Raw genomic sequence first — 21,732 nt, forward strand, 5'->3', positions numbered from 1 at the left:
GACTGGGCGTCGTGGAAGTTGCCGTACCAGATGCCCAGCAGGCCCAGCAGCAGGGGCGCGTTGGCCTCGGCGGGAGCGGTGCGGAAGTGGTCGTCCATCAGCCGGAAGCCGTCGAGCATCTCCCGGAACCGCTCCGGGCCGATCGCGATCATCAGGGACAGGCCGATCGCGGAGTCGTACGAGTACCGGCCGCCGACCCAGTCCCAGAACTCGAACATGTTGTCCGGGTCGATGCCGAACCCGGTGACCTTCTCCGCGTTCGTGGACAGCGCCACGAAGTGCCGGGCGACGGCCTTCTCGTCGCCGTCGAAGGCCCTGAGCAGCCAGGAACGCGCGGAGGTCGCGTTGGTGATCGTCTCGATCGTGGTGAACGTCTTGGACGCGACGATGAACAGGGTCTCCGCCGGGTCCAGGTCACGGGTGGCCTCGTGCAGGTCGGCGCCGTCGACGTTCGACACGAACCGGAACGTCAACTCCCGTGCCGTGTACGGGCGGAGCACCTCGTAGGCCATCGCGGGGCCGAGGTCGGAGCCGCCGATGCCGATGTTGACGATGTTCCGGATCCGCCTGCCGGTGTGGCCGGTCCACTCGCCGGAGCGGATGCGCTCGGCGAAGGCGGCCATCTTGTCCAGCACCGCGTGCACCTTCGGGACGACGTTCTCGCCGTCGACCTCGATCACCGTGTCGCGCGGGGCGCGCAGCGCGGTGTGCAGCACCGCACGGTTCTCCGTGACGTTGATCCTCTCGCCGCGGAACATGGCGTCACGCAGGCCGAACACGCCGGCGGCGGTGGCGAGTTCCTGGAGCAGGGCCAGGGTCTCGTCGGTGATCAGATGCTTGCTGTAGTCGATGTACAGGTCGCCGACCCGTACGACGTACCGCTCGGCGCGGCCGGGGTCCGCCGCGAACAGCTCGCGCAGGTGCGGCTGCCCCTCGGCGCGGTGGTCGGCGAGGGCCGTCCACTCGGGCCGGTTGGTGAGCTTCACAAACTCGGACTGAGCCATCTCAGGCGTTCTCCTTGGCGGCCTCGCCCTTCAGGGCGATGGCGTACATCTCGTCGGCGTCGAGGCGGCGCAGCTCCTCGGCGATGAGCTCGGAGGTGGGGCGGACCTTCAGGGCCAGGGTGCGCGGTGGCTGGCCGGGCAGGCTCAGCGTGGCCAGGGGGCCCTCGGGGCGGTCGATGCGCACCTCGCCGTTCTGGGTGCCCAGCCGTACGGCGGTGACGACCGGCCCGGCGGTGACCACCCGGTCCACGGTCACCTGCAGGCGAGCCTCCAGCCAGCGGGCCAGCAGCTCGGCGCTGGGGTTGTCCGCCTCGGCCTCGACGGCCGCCGACGTGATCGGCACGCGGGCCTGGTCCAGGGCGGCGGCCAGCATGGACCGCCACAGGGTGAGCCGGGTCCAGGCGAGGTCCGTGTCGCCGGGTGCGTAGTTGCGGGCGCGGGTCTCCAGGACCTCCATCGGCCGCTCGAACGCGTACAGGTCGGTGATCCGGCGCTGCGCGAGCGCACCGAGCGGGTCCTCGGAGGGGGTGTCGGGCGCGTCCACCGGCCACCACACGACCACGGGCGCGTCCGGCAGCAGCAGGGGCAGCACGACCGAGTCGGCGTGGTCGGACACCTCGCCGTAGGTGCGCAGCACGACCGTCTCGCCGGTGCCGGCCTCGGAGCCGACCCGGACCTCGGCGTCGAGCCGGGAGTGCGTGCGGTCGCGCAGGGTGCGCACATGCCGCTTGATGACGACCAGGGTCCGCATGGGGTGCTCGTGCGAGGCGTCCTCTGCGGCCTTGATCGAGTCGTAGGCGTTCTCCTCGTCCGTGACGATGACCATCGTCAGGACCATGCCCACGGCCGGGGTGCCGATGGCGCGGCGGCCCTCCACCAGCGCCTTGTTGATCTTGCTTGCCGTGGTGTCGGTCAGGTCGATCTTCATGGCCTGCGCCAGCTCCGTCCGTCTCGTGCGAGCATCTCGTCCGCTTCACTCGGTCCCCAGCTGCCCGACGCGTACTGCGCCGGCCTGCCGTGCGCCGCCCAGTACTCCTCGATCGGGTCGAGGATCTTCCAGGACTCTTCCACTTCCTGGTGACGGGGGAACAAATTCGCGTCGCCGAGCAGCACGTCCAGGATGAGCCGCTCGTACGCCTCCGGGCTGGACTCGGTGAACGACTCGCCGTAGGCGAAGTCCATCGACACGTCCCGGATCTCCATCGAGGTGCCCGGCACCTTGGAGCCGAACCGCACGGTCATGCCCTCGTCGGGCTGGACGCGGATCACGATCGCGTTCTGCCCGAGTTCCTCGGTCGCGGTGGAGTCGAAGGGGGAGTGCGGGGCCCGCTTGAAGACCACCGCGATCTCGGTGACCCGGCGCCCCAGGCGCTTGCCGGTGCGCAGGTAGAAGGGGACGCCCGCCCAGCGGCGGTTGTCGATGCCCAGCTTGATCGCGGCGAAGGTGTCGGTCTTCGACTTGGGGTCGATGCCCTCCTCCTGGAGGTAGCCGACCACCTTCTCACCGCCCTGCCAGCCGCCCGCGTACTGCGCCCGCACGGTGTGCCTGCCGAGGTCCTCCGGCAGCCGCACCGACTTCAGCACCTTCAGCTTCTCGGTGAGCAGCGCCTCCGCGTCGAACGCGATCGGCTCCTCCATGGCGGTCAGCGCCATCAGCTGCAGCAGGTGGTTCTGGATGACATCGCGGGCGGCGCCGATGCCGTCGTAGTAGCCGGCCCGGCCGCCGATGCCGATGTCCTCCGCCATCGTGATCTGGATGTGGTCGACGTAACTGCGGTTCCAGATCGGCTCGTACATCTGGTTGGCGAAGCGCAGCGCCAGGATGTTCTGGACGGTCTCCTTGCCGAGGTAGTGGTCGATGCGGAACACCTGGTCCGGCTCGAAAACCTCGTGCACGATCGCGTTCAGCTCGCGGGCGCTGGCCAGGTCGTGCCCGAACGGCTTCTCGATGACCGCGCGCCGCCAGGAACCCTTGGGCGGGCTCGCCAGGCCGTGCTTCTTCAGCTGCTGCACGACCTTCGGGAAGAACTTCGGCGGCACCGAGAGGTAGAACGCGAAGTTGCCGCCGGTGCCGCGGGAGGAGTCCAGCTCCTCGACGGCGTCCTTCAGCTGCTTGAACGCTGTGTCGTCGTCGAAGTCGCCCGGGATGAACCGCATGCCCTCGGCCAGCTGCTGCCACACCTCCTCGCGGAAGGGGGTGCGGGCGTGCTCCTTCACGGAGTCGTGGACGACCTGCGCGAAGTCCTGGTCCTCCCACTCGCGGCGGGCGAAGCCGACCAGGGAGAAGCCCGGCGGCAGCAGACCGCGGTTGGCGAGGTCGTACACCGCAGGCATCAGCTTCTTGCGGGACAGGTCACCGGTCACACCGAAGATGACCAGCCCGGACGGGCCCGCGATCCGGGGGAGCCGGCGGTCGCGGGTGTCCCGCAGCGGGTTCTCCCAGTCGGTGGCCGGGGCCACCGGGACCTGCACCGCCCGGGGTGCAGGCGCTTGGGGTGCGGGCACCTCGGCGGCGGGGGCGTTCTCGCTCATCGGGCGTCAACTCCCTTGCTCTTCAGGGACTTCGCCACCGCGTCCAGCAGCTCCTGCCAGGCCGCCTCGAACTTGGCGACGCCCTCGTCCTCCAGCTGCTGGACGACCTCGTCGTAGGAGATGCCGAGCCGCTCCACGGCATCCAGGTCGGCGCGGGCCTGCACATAGCCGCCGGTCACCGTGTCGCCGGTGATCTCGCCGTGGTCGGCGACGGCGTTCAGGGTGGCCTCGGGCATGGTGTTGACGGTGCCCGGCGCGACCAGCTCGTCCACATACAGTGTGTCCTTGTAGGCAGGATCCTTCACACCGGTGGACGCCCACAGCGGACGCTGCTTGTTGGCCTTGTCCCCGGCGAGCGCGACCCAGCGCGCGGAGCCGAACACCTCCTCGTACGCCTCGTAGGCGAGCCGGGCGTTGGCGAGGGCCGCGCGGCCCTTGAGGGCGAGGGCCTCCTCGGTGCCGAGGCCGGTCAGCCGCTTGTCGATCTCGGAGTCCACGCGGGAGACGAAGAAGGACGCCACCGAGTGGATGGTGGAGAGGTCGATGCCGCGCTCGCGGGCCTTCTCCAGACCGGCCAGGTAGGCGGCCATGACCTCGCGGTAGCGCTCCAGGGAGAAGATCAGGGTCACGTTGACGCTGATGCCCAGCCCGATGACCTCGGTGATGGCCGGCAGGCCCGCCCTGGTCGCCGGGATCTTGATCATCACGTTGGGGCGGTCGACCAGCCAGAAGAGCTGCTTGGCCTCGGCGACGGTCGCCGCCGTGTCGTGCGCCAGGCGCGGGTCGACCTCGATGGAGACCCGGCCGTCCCGGCCGGCGGTGGCCTCGTACACGTCACGCAGGATGTCGGCGGCGTCGCGCACGTCGGCGGTCGTCATCATCCGCACCGCCTCGTCCACCGTCACCCCGCGTACGGCGAGGTCGGTGAGCTGCTCCTCGTAGCCCTCGCCGGAGCCGATGGCGGCCTGGAAGATCGAGGGGTTCGTCGTGACACCGACGGCGCTCCCGCTCGCCACCAGCTCGGCGAGGCTGCCCGAGGTGATCCGCTTGCGCGACAGGTCGTCGAGCCAGATCGACACGCCCTCGTCGGCGAGGCGCTTGAGGGCTCCCGGGGTCGCGATTGCTTCGGTCACAGTGATCATCTTTCTTTCGGGAAGGTGTGTCGGGCGTCGGTGTCAGGCGCGCGCGGCGGCGAGCGATTCGCGGGCCGCCGCGGCGACGTTCTCGGGGGTGAAGCCGAACTCGGCGAACAGGGTCTTCGCGTCGGCGGAGGCGCCGAAGTGCTCCAGGGAGACGATGCGTCCCGCGTCGCCCACGTACCGGTACCAGGTCAGCCCGATCCCGGCCTCGACGGCGCCCCGGGCCTTCACGGCCGGTGGCAGCACCCGCTCGCGGTATTCGCGCGGCTGCTCCTCGAACCACTCCACGGACGGCATCGACACCACGCGCGTGCCGATCCCCTCGGCCTGAAGCTGCTCCCGCGCGGCCACGGCCAGCTGCACCTCGGAGCCCGTCGCGATGATGATCACCTCCGGGACCTCGGTCGAGGACTCGCGCAGCACATAGCCGCCCTTGGCCGCGTCCTCGTTCGGCGCGTACACCGGCACGCCCTGGCGGGTGAGCGCGAGCCCGTGCGGGGCGGGGTTCGTGGCGTGCCTCTTCAGGATCTCGGCCCAGGCGATCGCGGTCTCGTTGGCGTCGGCCGGGCGGACGATGTTCAGGCCCGGGATGGCGCGCAGGGAGGCCAGGTGCTCGACCGGCTGGTGGGTCGGGCCGTCCTCACCGAGGCCGATGGAGTCGTGCGTCCACACGTACGTCACCGGCAGCTGCATCAGCGCCGACATGCGCACCGCGTTGCGCATGTAGTCGGAGAACACCAGGAAGGTGCCGCCGTAGATGCGGGTGTTGCCGTGCAGGGCGATGCCGTTCATCTCCGCGGCCATGGAGAACTCGCGGATGCCGAAGTGGACGGTGCGGCCGTACGGGTCGGCTTCCGGCAGCGGGTTGCCCGTCGGCAGGAAGGAGCTGGTCCGGTCGATGGTGGTGTTGTTGGAGCCGGCGAGGTCGGCGGAGCCGCCCCACAGCTCGGGGATCACCGGGCCGAGCGCCTGCAGCACCTTGCCGGAGGCGGCACGGGTGGCGACCGACTTGCCCTCCTCGAAGACGGGGACGCTCTGCTCCCAGCCCTCGGGCAGCTCGCCCTTGCTCACCCGGTCGAACAGCCCGGCCCGCTCCGGCTGGGCGGTGCGCCACTCGGCGATGCGCTTGTCCCAGGCGGCGTGCGCCTCGGCGCCCCGGTCCAGGGCCCGCCGGGTGTGCTTCAGGACGTCGTCCTCGACCTGGAAGGTCCGCTCCGGGTCGAAGCCGAGGACGCGCTTGGTGGCGGCGATCTCCTCCGCGCCGAGCGCCGAGCCGTGGGAAGCCTCGGTGTTCTGGGCGTTCGGGGCGGGCCAGGCGATGATGGTGCGCATGGCGATGATCGAGGGCCGCGCGGTCTCGGCCTGCGCGGCCCTCAGAGCCGCGTACAGGGCGGGGACGTCGATGTCGCCGTCGGCGGTGGGCTCGATGCGCTGGGTGTGCCAGCCGTAGGCCTCGTACCGCTTCAGCACGTCCTCGGAGAACGCGGTCGCGGTGTCGCCCTCGATGGAGATGTGGTTGTCGTCGTAGAGGAAGACCAGGTTGCCGAGCTTCTGGTGGCCGGCCAGGGAGGAGGCCTCGGCGGAGACGCCCTCCTCCAGGTCGCCGTCGGAGACGATCGCCCAGACGGTGTGGTCGAAGGGGGAGGTGCCCGCAGGGGCCTCCGGGTCGAACAGGCCGCGCTCGTAGCGGGCCGCCATCGCCATGCCGACCGCGTTGGCGACACCCTGGCCGAGCGGGCCGGTGGTGGTCTCGACGCCGGCGGTGTGGCCGTACTCGGGGTGGCCCGGGGTCTTGGAGCCATGGGTGCGGAACGCCTTCAGATCGTCCAGCTCCAGCTCGTACCCGGCCAGGAACAGCTGCGTGTACAGAGTCAGCGAGGTGTGGCCGGGGGAGAGGACGAAACGGTCCCGGCCGGTCCACTCGGGGTCGGCGGGATCGTGACGCATCACCTTCTGAAAGATCGTGTACGCGGCAGGTGCCAGGCTCATCGCCGTGCCCGGATGGCCGTTCCCCACCTTCTGGACCGCGTCGGCCGCCAGCAGACGGGCGGTGTCCACGGCACGCCGATCGAGGTCGGTCCACTCGAAGCCGTCGGAAGTCTGCGTGGTCATCTTCAAGAAGTCCTCGTTCAGTGCGGGATTGCTGGCCTGACGCGTTCAAACTTAAAAGTCTGACTTTTTCGAAGGAAGGTCGGGGTGTGTCAGCCTGTGGTGAATCTGGGACAGTGATCGCGCGACATGGACGGCACGAAAAGGACATGACAGGCAGAACCCCTCAAGCTGATGACCCCGACGTCGACGGCATCAGAACCTTCCCCTTCCCGACCGAGCTGGCCGTCGGCGGCGTCGGCATGCAGATCGGCCCCATGGGGACCGGCCGCCCCTGGCACGCCGACGCCCCCCTGCACCGCGTCCACCGCATCGACTTCCACGTCGTCATGCTGTTCACCGACGGCCCGGTACGGCACATGATCGACTTCACCGAGTACGAGGCCGGCGCCGGCGACCTGCTGTGGATCCGCCCCGGCCAGGTCCACCGCTTCTCCCGCGAGGCCGTGTACCGCGGAACCGTCCTGACCATGCAGCCCGGCTTCCTGCCCCGTGCCACCGTCGAGGCCACCGGCCTGTACCGCTACGACCTCCCGCCCCTGCTGCACCCCGACCCGGACCGGCTCGCCGCGCTCCAGGCGTCCCTCGACCAGCTGCGCCGCGAGTACGAGGACACCGCGACGCTCCCGCTGAGTCTGCACACGGCCGTCCTCCGCCACACCCTCTCCGCGTTCCTGCTGCGCCTCGCCCACCTAGCGGCCAGCGCCGCCGAGTCCTCCCGGCAACAGACGGACAGCACCTTCACCCGGTTCCGGGACGCCGTCGAGCAGGGCTTCGCCACCAACCACAGCGTCAGCGCCTACGCCGACGCCCTCGGCTACTCCCGCCGCACCCTGGTCCGCGCCGTCCGCGCCGCCACCGGCGAGACTCCCAAGGGCTTCATCGACAAACGTGTCGTCCTGGAGGCCAAACGCCTCCTCGCCCACACCGACCTGCCGATCGGCCGCGTCGGGGCGGCCGTGGGCTTCCCCGACGCGGCGAACTTCACCAAGTTCTTCCACCTGCACACCGGGCAGACGCCGGTGGCGTTCCGCGCGGAGCTGCGCTGACGCACGAGTCGTCCGCGAGCCGACCGCCCCGCACATGACGAGGCGGGGGCTGGCCCGTGGGTGCGGGCCAACCCCCTGTCGCCGACTGATCAGTGCCCGAAGTCGAACCAGTTCACGTTCACGAAGTCGGACGGCTGGCCGCTGCTGAAGGTCAGATACACGTCGTGCGTCCCGGTCACCGAGCCGATGTTGGCCGGAACCGTCTTCCATGACTGCCAGCCCCCGGTGTTGCCGACCGCGAAGCTGCCGATGGGTGGATTGCTACGGCTGTCCAGGCGCACCTCGACCAGACCACTCACCCCGGACGCCGCGCCGCTCGCCACCCGGCCGTAGAACTGGGTGGCCGGTGTCGAACCGAAGTTCACGCCCTTGTACAGCGCCCAGTCGCCGTTCGCGATCCAGCCGATGTCCTGGCCGCCGCCGGTGTCGGTCGTGGTCTCGGTGCTGATGCCGGACTGGTCGTCGTAGGACTCGGCCTGGACGGCGCTGTAGGCGTCGCGGTTGCCGGGCGGCGGGGGAGTGGTGCCACCGCCGCTGCCGGAGGACTGCAGGACCTGCACGTAGTCGACGACCATCGGGTGGCCGGGCTCGGTGGCGCCGGTCGGGCCGCCGCCGAAGGCCGCGGGGAAGCCGCCGCCCATCGCCACGTTCAGGATGACGAAGAAGCCGTGGTTCGTGGCGTTGGCCCAGGTGGTCGCGTCCATCTGGTTCGCCGTGACCGTCTGGTAGTTGACGCCGTCGACGTAGAAGCGGATCGCCTCCGGGCTCACCGAGCGGTCCCACTCCATGGTGTAGGTGTGGAATCCCGACTGGCAGGTGGTGTTCGGACAGGCGGTGGAGTTGCCCAGGCCCGTGGTCTCGTTGCAGGGGCCGCCCGGGTTGGTGCCGCAGTGCACGGTGGCCCAGGTCTTGTTCAGGCCCTGGACGTTCTCCATGACGTCCAGCTCGCCGACGCTCGGCCAGTTCTGGTAGTTGCCGCGGTAGGGCGCGCCCAGCATCCAGAACGCGGGCCAGTAGCCGGCGGCCGCGTCCCCGGTCACGTCGGGCATCTGGATGCGGGCTTCCACGCGCAGCTTGCCGCCGGCCGGGGGCTGGAAGTCGGTCCGGGCGGTCTCGATCCGGCCGGAGGTCCAGTTGCCGGCGGCGTCGCGGCGCGGGGTGATGAGCAGGTCGCCGTTGCCGTCCAGGGCGACGTTGTTCGTGCTGGAGGTCATCGACTCGACCTCGCCGGTGCCCCAGTTCGCGGCCCCGCCCGGGTACGAAGTGCCGGTGTCGTACTGCCAGTTGGACGTGTTGACGCCGGAGCCCGCCGCGCCGTCGAAGTCGTCCAGGAACACCTGGGTCCAGCCCGAGGGCGGGGTGGGGGCGGTGGCGTCGGCGGGTGCGGTGGCGGCCGTGGCGATCGCCGCCGCCAGGCCGAGCGTGGCGACGGCGGCGACGAGCGCGCGCCGCAGGGGGCGGCGGGGTCTGGGTATGCCGGAGGAATCGCTCATGGGGACCTCTCGGGTACGGGGAGTGTGCGGGAGGTGTGAGAGCGCTCCCACGCGCTGAGTCTGAGAGCGCTCTCAAGGTGCCGCCAATGTGCTCCCCGCCCCTGCGGTCGTCAAGACATGAAACAAAGAAAGTCGTTGATCCGCAGGGGAGTTCACGGGGTGAAGCCTCCCGTAACGGCTCAGACCGCGCTGCCCGCCTTCCAGCCGGCCCAGGACAGATTCCATCCGTTGAGCCCGTTGGCCGGGTCGACGGTCCTCTCGCCGGAGATCTTCACGATCACCACGTCACCGAGCATCGAGCGCTCGTAGAACGTGCAGCCGGCCACCGAGCTGTCGCACGGGCTGCGCTACGAGGTCCACTTCGTGCGGGCCGCGTTGAACGTGCCCGCGAGCGTGGCTCCGTCGTCGCCGGTGACCCGCACGGACGCGAGCGTGCCGACGCTGACGCTGACCTCGACGGGGCTGGTGAAAGCGGCCCCGCAGGTGCCGTCCGCCGGGGTGACGGTGATGGCCGCCGGTACCGCAACATGGAGGCGATCACCGTCCGCGACGGCCTCATCCGGCAGGTGCAGGTGTACTTCGGCGGCACGGTGTGAACCGGTCGCGGGTACGCGGACCGGTCACCGCTCGCGCCGCTCCGGCCGCCAGCCCAGCGCCCGTGAGATCCCCCGGGCGGCCAGCCGTACCGCCGGTGCCAGAGCCGGGACTTGGGCGCCCTCCCGGGGCACCACCACCGACACCGCCGCCACCACGTCCCCGTCCGGCCCGCGCACCGCCGCAGCCACCGACAGCGCGTCCTCCGTCACCTGACGCTCACTCACCGCCACACCCGAGCGGCGTACCTCGGCGAGCGTACGCCGCAGCCGCACCGGATCGGTGATCGTGTACGGCGTGAAGGCGGCCAGCGGCCCCGCGCAGTACTCCTCCTGCAGGTCCGGGTCGGCGTGGGCGAGGAGGACGAGCCCGACGCCGGTGGCGTGCAGCGGCCAGCGCGCGCCGACCCGGATGTGCACGCCCACCGCCGAACGGGCCGACAGCCACTCGATGTAGACGACCTCCGCGCCGTCCCGCACGGCCAACTGCACGTTCTCGTGCGTCGCTTCGTACAGGTCCTCCAGGTACGGCAGTGCCAGCTGCCGCAGGCCCAGACCGCGCGGCGCGAGCGCGGCCACCTCCCACAGCCGCAGGCCCACGTGGTACACCCCGGACGCGTCGCGCTCCAGCGCGCCCCACGCGGCCAGGGCACCCGCCAGTCGATGCGCGGTGGTCAGGCTGAGCCCGGCCCGGCGGCTGATGTCCGTCAGGGACAGGGCGGGGTGCTCGTGGTCGAACGCGGCGAGCACGGCCAGCAGCCGATCGGCCGCGGACCGCTCACTCACGGACACCTCACCACCCTGTCGCCTCGTCCCGGCCGGATAGTAACCGACGCCGCTGCGCGCTGCTCGACCGCGGCCGGGCGGGGGTGCCGGCTGGATCAGGACGCCGTGCGGGGTGGCGCGGGAGGCGGCGTCACCGTCGCGTGCGGTAGGCGGACGTCACCGTCGGCGAGGGAGGGCCACACCGGCGTGGACGCGCCTGCACTCGCCCGGTGCCCCCGCCACGCACCCCCGCCACGCAGCCACACCCGCCCGCCGATGATCTCGGCGCCCCCTCGCCGGGCATGTCGTTCGCGGGTTCTCCGAGGGCGTCAGCGGGTCATGAAGGAGGTGACGGGCAGCGCTCGGGAGACGATGCGGACGTCGCCGAGCCGTCCGTGCAGGATCTGGTCGATCTTCCCGGCGTACTCGTAGCCGCCGAGCAGCCACGGCAGGCCGACCGAGGTGATGCCGACCGCCTCGGCCTTCGGGTTGCGGAGGACCGGGCAGCCCTCGACATACAGGGTGGTGTGCTTGCCGTCGCTGACGACCGCGAGGTGCCACCAGGCCTCCAGGGGCGTCTCCTGGCCCCAGTTGGTGGCAATGCCCTCCTGGTTGAGCGGGCGCATCGCCCACTGCGGCTCGCGGCCGTTGGAGAGGGAGAGGGTGGCGAGCGGCTCGTCGGGGTCGTCGGCGGTCTTGCCGGCCGCGCCGCCCGTACCGGTGCGGCTGACGATCCCGGACCAGGCGTTGTGCTCCGGATCCCAGTCGGCGGGCAGCCAGTAGAAGGCCTCGATGGTGTAACCGTTCTCGAAGGTCGCCGAGTTGAGCGGGGCGGAGTCGACGGTGCGCAGATACGCGCCACGCAGCGGGGACTTGTAACCCTGGAACTCCACGCTGCCGTGGCCGGGTTGGTCGGGGTGGTGGTCCGCCGACCAGCCGAGCGTGCCGCCGCCCACCGGGACCACGGTGAGGTCGTTGCCCCGGCCGGAGAGGTCGCGGACGGTGCCGGAAACGGGCGACTCGAAGCGCCAGTAGGCCACTGTGCCCGGTATCAGCATCTTCGACGCGGGCCGCGCCGGGCGGGCCGGCACCGGATCGAAGCCGGAGAAACGGGCGGCGAAGTCGATCTCGACGGTGAAGCGGTCCGCGTCGCCGCTGAGCTCGATCTCCTGCCGCTCCAGCTCGTTGAGCCCCTTCCCCGCCCGGCCGAGGATCCACGGCGAGACCGTTTCCACGTCGATGACGTTCCGGTCCAGGTCGAAGTGGTAGAGGCGGATCATCGCCGCGCCGCCGTAGTAGCGGTTCTGGTAGTTCGTGAGGTGCAGGTGCACCTCGTTGCCGGCCGCGTTCTTGCGGGTCGCACGGCCCCCGGGCCAGTAGTGGCCGTTCAGCGTCAGGAAGATCTGGTCGTGGTCCTCGATCAACCCGTCCCACAGCTGCTGCCCGTACGCCGACAACTGATCATCCCCGGCGACCAGTTCGTGTGTGGTGAGGACGACCGGAGTCCTGGGATGCCGGGCGAGTACGTCCCTCGCCCAGGCGTATCCCTTCGCGGACAGCCGCCAGTCCAGGGCGAGGACCAGCCACTCGCGGCCGCCCGCCTTGAACAGGTGGTAGGTGTTGTATCCGTCGGGCGAGGCGCCCCGGAACGTCGGCTTGTCCCTGAAGCGCTGCGGCCCGAAGGTGTCCAGGTACGGCGTCGAGCCGCGCTGGTCGTCCGTCGACGACCTGACGTCGTGGTTGCCGGCCAGCACGCTGTAGCCCACGCCCCGGCGGTCCAGGATCCCGAACGCCTCGCCGATCGCCGCGAACTCGTCCTCGGCGCCGTTCTGGGTGAGGTCGCCGAGATGGGTCAGGAAGACGATGTTGTCGTCCTCGCCGTGCTCCAGGAGATAGCGCAACGACGCTTCGAGCGGCGCCGGATGGATGCTGGGGCCGTCGAACAGGTACTGCGTGTCGGGCATCACCGCCAGCGTGAACCGGCGGCTGTTGGTGTCCGGCCGCCGGGTGCTCGGCCCGGCCGTCTCGGCGACGGCCGGGATGCCGACCCCGGCCGTGGCGGCGGCGCCGAGCAGCGCTGCGGCCCTGAGGAAACCGCGTCGTCCGGCACCGGCCTGCACGGCCTCGCCCTGGTTGTGGTCGTGCGACGTACACATGTGTGCTCCGGGAGGGTGATGTGACGGCGAAAGGCCGGGGGAACCGATGAGGAGGGGGAACGGCTATGGAACGCGGAGGAGGGGGATTGGACGGCGCGTGACACCGCGCGGTTCAGCCTCGACGCGCGCCCGCTGCAGAGGAACCACCGGCGCCGCCGTCGGCAGCAGATGCACCGGCGCCGCCGTCGGCAGCAGATGCACCGGCGCCGCCGTCGGCAGCGGATGCACCAGCAGGTCGTCGTCCACCGGCACCGGCGGCCCCGCCGAGGGCGGCACCGCCCGGTCCCGGGCCGCCGCCCGCAGGCGGATCCGCGGCGCGCAGACCTCGGTACCGCGCGGCGCCGACGGCTCGTCCCGAGCCGTCACCACCCGCAGGGTCAGCCACGCCGCACCGCCGTCCTTGGGCAGTGCGAAGGGCAGCGGTACGGCCGCGGTCTCACCTGGCCGCAGATCGGGCAGCTCGGCCGGAGCGGTCAGGGTCCGGCCGCCGGCCGGCGTCAGCTCCCAGGTCGCCGCCAGCCCGGCAAGGCCCGGGAAACGCCGGTGGTTGGCGACGACGATCCCCTCGTGCCGGTAGCAGTGGATCCGGACCGGCGCCGCGCTCTCCCGGCGGGGGTGTGGGTCCGGCTCGGGGAGGCGGTCGCCGAGGTCACCGCCGTACGCCCAGCGGCGGCCGGGTGCGGTGGCACCGTTGTCGTACGGCCCGGCACCCGTGCGCCCGGCCGGTCTTCCCTCGCTCACGCGCCGCAGGATCGCGTGGCTCCCGGACTCCCGGATGAAGCCGCCCTGAAGCCCCGGCGTGGAGTCGATGGCCGCCCAGTGGTCCGCACCCCTCGTGGCCCCGGCCCACCTCGCTCTGTCGGACATCGGCGCCGCCCGCAGGCCCGCCCGCCGGATCGAGGTCATCACCGGCAGACTCGTGGGGTGGACGCCGCCGAGTTCCCAGGTACGGGCACGGCGGAGGTCTGCGGGGCCGAGGTGGCCGTGGTGGGAGTTCGGGGAAGGGTGCAGAGGTGAAGCTGACGATTCTGGGTGGCGGCGGGTTCCGGGTGCCGCTCGTGTACGGTGCCCTGCTGACCGACCACGCCGAAGGGCGGGTCACCGAGGTCGTCCTGCACGACCTGGACGAGCGTCGACTGTATGCAGTGCGCCGGGTACTGGACGAGCAGGCCGCCGGCATCCCCGACGCGCCCCGGGTGACCGCCACCACCGGCCTGGACGAGGCGCTCGCCGGCGCGGACTTCGTCTTCTCCGCGATCCGCGTCGGCGGCCTGGAGGGCAGGGCGAACGACGAGCGGGTGGCGCTCGCCGAGGGTGTGCTCGGGCAGGAGACCGTCGGCGCGGGCGGCATCGCCTACGGCCTGCGCACCGTGCCGGTTGCCGTCGACATCGCCCGGCGCGTGGCCCGCCTCGCACCCGAGGCCTGGGTCATCAACTTCACCAACCCGGCAGGACTGGTCACCGAGGCCATGTCCCGGCACCTGGGCGACCGCGTCATCGGCATCTGCGACTCGCCCGTCGGCCTCGGCCGCCGTATCGCCCGGGTCCTCGGCGCCGACCCGGAGGAGGCCTTCGTCGACTACGTCGGCCTCAACCACCTCGGCTGGGTGCGCGGTCTGCGCGTCGCCGGGCGCGACGAGCTCCCGCGTCTGCTCGCCGACCCCGTCCTGCTGGGCTCCTTCGAGGAAGGCAGGCTGTTCGGCGTCGACTGGCTGCAGTCGCTCGGCGCGATCCCCAACGAGTATCTGCACTACTACTACTTCAACCGGGAAGCCGTACGCGCCTACCAGCAGGCCGAGCGAACCCGGGGCGCCTTCCTGCGCGACCAGCAGGCCCGGTTCTACACGGAGGCCCTGCGCGCGGACCGGTCCGCGCTGGACGTGTGGGACCGCACCCGCGCCGAGCGCGAGGCCACCTACATGGCCGAGAACCGCGAGAGCGCCGGCGCGGGCGAGCGGGAGGCGGAGGATCTGTCGGGCGGTTACGAGAAGGTCGCGCTCGCCCTGATGCGGGCCATCGCCCGCGACGAGCGGACCACGCTGATCCTCAACGTGCGCAACGGCGACTCGTTGTCCGCGCTCGACAAGGACGCCGTGATCGAGGCCCCCTGCCGGGTCGATGCGGGCGGCGCCCACCCGGTCGCCGTCGCCCCGCTGCCCGATCACGCAACCGGGCTGGTCTGCTCGGTCAAGGCCGTCGAGCGGGAGGTGCTCGCCGCCGCCGAGTCCGGTTCCCTGCGGACGGCGGTGAAGGCGTTCGCGCTGCATCCGCTGGTCGACTCGGTCAACGTGGCCCGCAGGCTGGTCGAGGGCTACCGCGAGGTCCATCCTGGCCTGGCGTACCTTGGGTGAGCAGAATCAGTAAGCGCTTTCCATCCTTTGCTCGTCTCTCCCTCTGGAGACCTCCATGCACGACGAACGCCGCCGGATCGAGGACCGCGTCGAACGCCTCCACCACCAGCGCATCAAGTCCGCGATCTATGCGGCGAGCGTCCCGCTGGAGGTGACGGCCTGGCAGGCTCCCGGTGAACCGGTCTCCTTCGAGGAGGCCGCGGCCGCCCCGTACACGCCCTTCGCGAGGGACACCCCCTGGGGTCCGCCCTGGGGGACGACCTGGTTCCGGATGCGTGGCCGGGTGCCCGACCAGTGGGCCGGCCGGCGGGTGGAGTCGGTCATCGACCTCGGCTTCGTCGGTGACTGGCCCGGCAACCAGGCCGAGGCGCTCGTCCACCGCACCGACGGCACCCCGCTGAAGGCGGTCAACCCCCTCAACCAGTACGTGCCGGTCGCCCACCCTGCGGCGGGCGGCGAGGCGGTCGACTACCTGGTGGAGGCGGCCTCCAACCCGGACATCCTCGCGAACGGCTTCGCCGGACCGACCCCGCTCGGTGACCTCCGGACTGCAGGCGACCGTCCACTGTATACATTCCGCCGCGCCGACCTCGCCGTTCTCGACGAGCAGGTCTGGCACCTCGACCTCGACCTGCAGGTGCTGCGCGAACTGATGCTGGAACTCGGCGAGCACGACCCGCGCCGGCACGAGATCCTGCACGCCCTCGACCGCGCCATGGACCTGCTCGACCTGGACGACGTCTCCGCCTCGGCACCCGCCGTACGGGAGTCCCTGCGCCCGGTGCTCGCCAGGCCCGCGCACGCCAGCGCCCACATCGTCTCCGGTGTCGGCCACGCGCACATCGACACCGCCTGGCTGTGGCCGATCCGTGAGACCAAGCGCAAGACGTCCCGGACCTTCGCCAACGTCACCGCGCTCGCCGACGAGTACGAGGAGTTCGTCTTCGCCTGCTCCCAGGCCCAGCAGTACGAGTGGGTGCACGACCACTACCCGCACGTGTGGGAGCGGATCAAGAAGTCGGTCGCGAAGGGCCAGTGGGCGCCCGTCGGCGGGATGTGGGTGGAGGCCGACGGCAACCTGCCCGGTGGCGAGGCCCTGGCCCGCCAACTGGTGCACGGCAAACGGTTCTTCATGGACCACTTCGGCATCGAGACCAAGGGCGTCTGGCTGCCGGACTCCTTCGGCTACACCGCGGCCTACCCGCAGCTGGCCAGGCTCGCCGGCAACGAGTGGTTCCTCACCCAGAAGATCTCCTGGAACCAGACCAACATCTTCCCGCACCACACCTTCTGGTGGGAGGGCATCGACGGCACCCGCATCTTCACCCACTTCCCGCCCATCGACACCTACAACGCCCGCTTCAGCGGCGGGGAGATGGCCCGTGCGGTGCGCAACTACGCCGAGAAGGGCGGCGCCACCCGCTCCCTCGCCCCCTTCGGCTGGGGCGACGGCGGAGGCGGCCCCACCCGCGAGATCATGGAACGCGCCCGCCGCCTGAAGGACCTGGAGGGCTCGGCCAGGGTCGAGATCGAACACCCCGACGCCTTCTTCGCCAAGGCCCGCGAGGAGTACCCGGACGCCCCGGTCTGGGCGGGCGAGCTGTACCTGGAGCTGCACCGCGCCACCTACACCACCCAGGCCCGCACCAAACAGGGCAACCGGCGCTCCGAACACCTGCTGCGCGAGGCCGAGCTGTGGGCCACCACGGCCGCCCTGCACGCCCCGGACTACGCCTACCCCCACGAGAAGCTGGACCGCCTGTGGAAGACGGTCCTGCTGCACCAGTTCCACGACATCCTGCCCGGCTCCTCCATCGCCTGGGTGCACCGCGAGGCCGAGGCCGAATACGCCCGTGTGGCGGGGGAGTTGGCGGCGCTCACGCGTGAGGCGATCGCCGCCCTGGGCGCCGGCGGGCCCCGCGTGTTCAACGCCGGCCCCCGAGACCGCGCCGAGGTGGTCCGCACCCCCGAGGGATCACCGGTGTTCGTGAGGGTGCCCGCGAACGGTTCCGCGCCCCTCACGCCCGCCGAACCCCCGCACCCGGTCACGGTCGAGGGGTACACGCTGGACAACGGGATCGTTCGGGTGCAGGTGGCCGAAGACGGAACACTGTCGTCTGTATACGATCTACGGGCCGACCGCGAAGTCCTCGCCGGCCGGGGAAATCTGCTCCGCCTCCACACCGACCTGCCCAACTGCTGGGACGCCTGGGACATCGACAAGCACTACAAGAACCGCTACACCGACCTGCTGGAGCCCGACTCGGTCACGGTGGTCGAGGAGGACCCCCTGGTGGGCGCGATCCGAGTGGTCCGCTCCTTCGGCAAGGGGTCCCGCATCACCCAGACGATCACCGTCCGCGCCGGGAGCGCCCGCATCGACGTCGAGACGGACATCGACTGGCACGAGACGGAGAAGATCCTCAAGGCGGGCTTCCCCGTCGATCTGCGCGCCCCGCACTCCTCGGCCGAGATCCAGTTCGGCCACGTCCAGCGGCCCACCCACACCAACACCAGCTGGGAGGCGGCCCGTTTCGAGGTCTGCGGCCACCGCTGGGTGCACATCGCCGAAGCCGGGTATGGGGTCGCCGTCGTCAACGACTCCACCTACGGCCACGACGTCTCCCGTACCGTGCGCGAGGACGGGGGTACGACGACCACGGTACGCCTCAGCCTGGTCCGTGCCCCGCGCGTCCCCGACCCCGAGGCCGACCAGGGTCGGCACCGCTTCACCTACGCCCTGCTGCCCGGCGCGACCGTCGAGGACGCGGTCGCCGAGGGCTACGCCCTCAACCTGCCGCTGCGCGTGGCCGATTCGGCCGGCGAGCCCGAGCCGGTCGTCCGCACCGAGGGCGAGGGCGTGACCGTGGAGGCGGTCAAGCTGGCCGACGACGGCTCCGGGGACGTGGTGGTCCGGCTGTACGAGTCCCGGGGCGGCCGGGCCACGGGCGTGCTGCGCACCGGGTTCCCGCTGGCCGGAGCGGAGGTCACCGATCTGCTGGAGCGACCGCTGGCCGACGCGGAGACGGGCCCCGACGGCTCGGTCCCGCTCGCGCTGCGGCCCTTCCAGGTCCTGACCCTGCGTCTGCGGCGGGCCGGGGCGAGCCGGTCGTAGGCCGGGCGATCCGGGCTCACGGGCTCTGGCTCCGGACGGCGGCATCGCACCCCCGACCCACCGGGCCGGCCGGTCGCCCCCCGTGACCGCGACCGGCCGGCCCGTTCCCCCGTGGCCCCCGTTCCCCCGTGGCCCCCGTGGATCCCCCCGTCGTTCCCCCGTGGGTTTCCCGTTGCTGTCATGGAGAGCCGCGAGGCCGCGCTCTGATACACCCCTGCCGGAAAAATGTCCCCCGGTCCTGAGAACCGGGGGACACCGAGGGCGCGCTCAGCCGGTGAACCCGGCCGTGATCGAGGTGAACTGCCAGTTGTTCTGGCTGATGCCGGAGCAGTTGCTCACCACGCCGCCGCCCGGGCACGGCCGGTCACGGTTGACCGACCAGAAGGCGAGCCGCGCGATGTGGTGCGAGTTCGCCCAGTCGCGGATCTGGGTCCAGATCGCCGGGCTGGTCGTCTCCTGCTGGTCGGACAGCCCGTTCATGCCCGAGATGCCGATGTGCGCGTAGGCGGTCGCGTCGTCCCAGCCGAAGGTCGACTTCAGCTTGTTCTTCAGGCCCTCGGCGGCGTTCACGGTGTTGCCGTACATGTCCGAGCCGCCGCCGAAGTCGAACGGCATGATCGTGAACACGTCGATGTTCGCGCCGAGCGACTGCGCCTGCTCGATCAACCGGTTGCCGTAGTACGTCGGCCCGGTGGTCGAGGTGCCGAAGGTGACGATGGTCTTCAGGCCGGGGTTGTTGGCCTTGACCGTCTTCAGCGCGGTGAGGATCTTCGCCTGCACGGCCTCGTTCTCGAACTCGTCCGTGTTCTCGATGTCCATGTCGACGGCTTTCAGACCGTAGGCGTCGATCACCTTCTGGATGGCGCTGGCGAGCGCGGCCGCCGAGGAGCAGTTGGCGCCCAGCTTGCTGCCCTGCCAGCCGCCGAAGGACGGCACGATGTCACCGCCGGCGGACCGGACGGCGTTGATCGCGCTCTGGTCGGCGCCGCCGGTGAGCGGCCGGCTGCCGTCCCAGGCCGGGGTGCAGCCGCCGGAGTCCAGCACGAACGCCATCGTGAACCACTTGATCCCGGTCGCGCTCATCACCGTCGTCGGGCTCGGCGGATCGCCCCAGCCCTCGTACAGATACGGCGCGGCCTGCGTGAACCCGGCACCGCCGCCGCTGCCCGCGTCCGTGGTCACGGAGACGGCGTTGGAGGCGGCCGAGACGTTCCCGGCCGCGTCGTGCGCCTTGACCGTGAAGGTGTACGACGTGCTGGGCGACAGCCCGCTGACCGTGGCGGACGTGCCGGAGACGGTCAGCACCTGGTTCGAGCCGCTGTAGATGTCGTAACCGGTGACGCCCACGTTGTCCGTGGCGGCGTTCCACGACAGGGAGACGCTCGACGACGTCTTCCCGGTGGAGGTCAGTCCCGTCGGCGCGGTCGGCGCCTGGGTGTCACCGCCGCCCCCGCCGCCGCCCGGACCGTCCAGGCCGATGTCGTCGGCCCAGTAGGTGCCCTGGGCGTACCAGCCGTGGACGTAGATGGTGGCGCTGGTCTGCGAGGCACCGGTGGTGAAGGAGACGCTCAACTGACTGTACGCCGTCGGTGACGTCGTCCAGGTCGAGGCGCCGCCGTTCACACCCAGGTACACGTAACTGCCGCGTACCCAGCCGCTGAGGGTGTACGTGGTGTTCGGCTGCACGGCAACCGTCTGGCTGCACTGTGCGTTGTCGCTGTCGGTCACCGCGCCCTGCAGCGCCTTGGTGCCGCTGTGCACGGGGGAGGAGACGACCGAGCCGAGATTGCCGGTGCAGGTCCAGGGGGAGAGGCCGCCGGACTCGAAGCCGGGGTTGGTGAGGATGTTGGCCGCCTGAGCGGTACCCGGAAGGGCGATGGCCCCGCCGACCGCCAGGGCGACGGAACCGAGGAGAGCGAGAAGCCGACGTCTGTGACGTCCGAGTGGATTGCGCACGCGATCTCCCTGTGGGGATGGGGTGTTCGGGAGTGCACGGCTGTGCGGAGGTGCGCCCATGAATTTGGTATGGACCAATCGAGCTGTCAAGGGATCTGGCCGGATTGGTCCATACCGGTGAGTGCGCGTGCCTAAAGCGGCAGGACTTCCACCGCCGAAGCCACCTGGGCGGGGAGAGGCAATGCGATCTCTGCCTCTCTCTGCCGGGGAAGCCCCGTGGGCACAAGCGCGCGCGGCCCTGCAACCACCGTGTAGTCCTGGCCCAGGAACGGCGGCTCGATCACCCCAGGATCCTCACCCAGTGCCAACTGCACGGCGGCCCACGGCGCGTTCACCCCGCAGAGCGACAGCTGATGCAGGCCCCCGGCGGGCCGCGTGTTGACATCCAGCAGCACCGGCCGGTCGCCGAACATCCGGAACTGGATGTTGGACAGGTGGTGCAGCCCGAAGCCCTCGGCGATCAGCCGGGCCGGCTCCAGCCACCGCTCGTCCAGGGTGAAGCCCCGTCGCCGGCCGTTCTTGGTGCGGCCCACCGCGAGCCGCAGCCGGTTGTCCGTGCCGGTCAGGCAGTCGACCGACACCTCGGGCTGCTCCAGGCGCGGCATCACCAGCCAGTCCACCGGCTGCCCGGACCGCCGCAGCGCCTCGACGACCAGGTCGAGCTGGACGTACGGGCTCGGGAAGCCCTCGAGGGCGGCGAGCGAGAACGGCGCGCGGGTGATCACCCGGAAGCCGACCCCGCCGGCACCGGCGGCCGGCTTGAAGCACGCCTTGTGCCCGGCCGCCTCCAACTCCTCGACGGCGCCGAGGAGTTCGTCTGCCGTACGCACCCGCCACCACGGCGGCACCGGGACGCCCACCGAGCGGACCGCCTCGTACGCGGTCGCCTTGTCCTCGAACACGGCGACCGCCTCGGGGGTGGGCGCCAGCAGGGCCGTACCCGCCGCCGCGAACTCCGCGCGGTGCCGCACGATCGCCGCCTGGTGCAGCCGGGGCACGAACACGTCGATGCCGCGCCGGGCGCACTGGTCGAGCGCGTACTCGACGTAGGCCGCCGGGGACAGGCCCTCCGGTTCCAGGTCGGCGGTGTCGGCGGCGGCCAGGACGGGGGAGTCGGGGTCCCCGTGCGTGGCATGGATCTCCACCGCACGATCGCTGGGATTTCTGCGCAGCTGATCCATGAAGAACACGTTCTCCGCGTACGTGCGGTTGAGCCAGACGCGTACGCGAGAGAGCATGCAGGCCGCCTTTCACGGTTTTCGGGCAGGACTCGGCGGCCCGTGCCCGGGCAGGAGGAAGGAAGGGACGCCAAACGGCCCCGGAGAAAAGGGGGGTTGGATGCTGGTGTCGGGGCGATCATACGGCTTTCAAGAGCCCGCGCGTGCAACGCGGATGTTACGGCTTTCCCGGACTCGTCCAGTAGGCTCGCCGGACGTCCTTCCGGTCGGCGCCGGCCCGCCGCCGCGACCT

Annotated in this window: 14 protein-coding genes and 2 pseudogenes; 3 read left to right on the forward strand and 13 right to left on the reverse strand. The window is 71.1% G+C overall.

Features of this window, described 5'->3' with window-relative positions:
• From ACWC2T_RS42175 to tkt, 5 genes and pseudogenes are all read right to left on the reverse strand, one after another.
• A pseudogene (locus tag ACWC2T_RS42175) lies at positions 1–1,004 on the reverse strand (glucose-6-phosphate isomerase); the annotation flags it as partial.
• Between the two features lies 1 nt (position 1,005).
• Positions 1,006–1,932, reverse strand: a complete 927-nt coding sequence (gene opcA, locus ACWC2T_RS42180) for a glucose-6-phosphate dehydrogenase assembly protein OpcA (RefSeq protein WP_450675589.1) — start codon at positions 1,930–1,932, stop codon at positions 1,006–1,008.
• Entirely contained in the window at positions 1,929–3,536 is a 1,608-nt protein-coding gene (zwf, locus tag ACWC2T_RS42185; protein ID WP_450675590.1) for a glucose-6-phosphate dehydrogenase, read from the reverse strand. Before zwf ends, opcA begins: the two co-directional genes overlap by 4 nt.
• Entirely contained in the window at positions 3,533–4,678 is a 1,146-nt protein-coding gene (gene tal, locus ACWC2T_RS42190) for a transaldolase (protein ID WP_450675591.1), read from the reverse strand. The genes zwf and tal overlap by 4 nt, the downstream gene beginning before the upstream one ends.
• 33 nt (positions 4,679–4,711) lie before the next feature.
• Complete coding sequence (gene tkt / locus ACWC2T_RS42195; RefSeq protein ID WP_450675592.1) at positions 4,712–6,787, reverse strand: transketolase; 2,076 nt, start codon at positions 6,785–6,787, stop codon at positions 4,712–4,714.
• A gap of 146 nt (positions 6,788–6,933) precedes the next feature.
• On the opposite strand from tkt, the gene ACWC2T_RS42200 reads away from it, so the two are divergent.
• Positions 6,934–7,833, forward strand: a complete 900-nt coding sequence (locus ACWC2T_RS42200; RefSeq protein ID WP_450675593.1) for a helix-turn-helix domain-containing protein — start codon at positions 6,934–6,936, stop codon at positions 7,831–7,833.
• A gap of 89 nt (positions 7,834–7,922) precedes the next feature.
• On the opposite strand, the gene ACWC2T_RS42205 is transcribed toward ACWC2T_RS42200, so the two are convergent.
• From ACWC2T_RS42205 to ACWC2T_RS42230, 6 genes and pseudogenes are all read right to left on the reverse strand, one after another.
• A complete protein-coding gene (locus ACWC2T_RS42205) occupies positions 7,923–9,326 on the reverse strand; it encodes a glycoside hydrolase family 16 protein (protein ID WP_450675594.1) in 1,404 nt (467 codons plus the stop codon).
• A 179-nt stretch (positions 9,327–9,505) separates the two neighbouring features.
• On the reverse strand, positions 9,506–9,652 hold the full coding sequence (locus ACWC2T_RS42210) for a hypothetical protein (RefSeq protein ID WP_450675595.1): 147 nt from the start codon (positions 9,650–9,652) through the stop codon (positions 9,506–9,508).
• A 21-nt stretch (positions 9,653–9,673) separates the two neighbouring features.
• Positions 9,674–9,898: an Ig-like domain-containing protein gene (locus ACWC2T_RS42215; protein WP_450675613.1), complete on the reverse strand. Its 225-nt coding sequence runs from the start codon at positions 9,896–9,898 to the stop codon at positions 9,674–9,676.
• A gap of 48 nt (positions 9,899–9,946) precedes the next feature.
• The gene (locus ACWC2T_RS42220; protein WP_450675596.1) at positions 9,947–10,705 is read right to left on the reverse strand and encodes an IclR family transcriptional regulator; all 759 of its coding nucleotides are present in this window, start codon (positions 10,703–10,705) and stop codon (positions 9,947–9,949) included.
• A 308-nt stretch (positions 10,706–11,013) separates the two neighbouring features.
• Positions 11,014–12,840 (reverse strand): LamG-like jellyroll fold domain-containing protein, encoded by a 1,827-nt coding sequence (locus tag ACWC2T_RS42225; RefSeq protein WP_450675597.1) that lies wholly within the window; start codon positions 12,838–12,840, stop codon positions 11,014–11,016.
• A gap of 201 nt (positions 12,841–13,041) precedes the next feature.
• Positions 13,042–13,668, reverse strand: a pseudogene (locus ACWC2T_RS42230) (beta-galactosidase domain 4-containing protein); the annotation flags it as partial.
• A 185-nt stretch (positions 13,669–13,853) separates the two neighbouring features.
• Between ACWC2T_RS42230 and ACWC2T_RS42235 the strand changes: the two are divergent.
• Positions 13,854–15,191, forward strand: a complete 1,338-nt coding sequence (locus tag ACWC2T_RS42235; protein ID WP_450675598.1) for a 6-phospho-beta-glucosidase — start codon at positions 13,854–13,856, stop codon at positions 15,189–15,191.
• A 55-nt stretch (positions 15,192–15,246) separates the two neighbouring features.
• Positions 15,247–18,306 (forward strand): alpha-mannosidase, encoded by a 3,060-nt coding sequence (locus ACWC2T_RS42240; RefSeq protein WP_450675599.1) that lies wholly within the window; start codon positions 15,247–15,249, stop codon positions 18,304–18,306.
• Between the two features lie 267 nt (positions 18,307–18,573).
• Here ACWC2T_RS42240 and ACWC2T_RS42245 read toward each other — a convergent pair whose 3' ends face one another.
• Together ACWC2T_RS42245 and ACWC2T_RS42250 are read right to left on the reverse strand one after the other, a co-directional pair.
• Positions 18,574–20,262, reverse strand: a complete 1,689-nt coding sequence (locus tag ACWC2T_RS42245; protein ID WP_450675600.1) for a carbohydrate binding domain-containing protein — start codon at positions 20,260–20,262, stop codon at positions 18,574–18,576.
• 131 nt (positions 20,263–20,393) lie between these two features.
• On the reverse strand, positions 20,394–21,500 hold the full coding sequence (locus ACWC2T_RS42250) for an ATP-grasp domain-containing protein (RefSeq protein ID WP_450675601.1): 1,107 nt from the start codon (positions 21,498–21,500) through the stop codon (positions 20,394–20,396).
• Positions 21,501–21,732 lie beyond the last annotated feature (232 nt).

This window comes from Streptomyces sp. NPDC001393, from assembly GCF_053597455.1.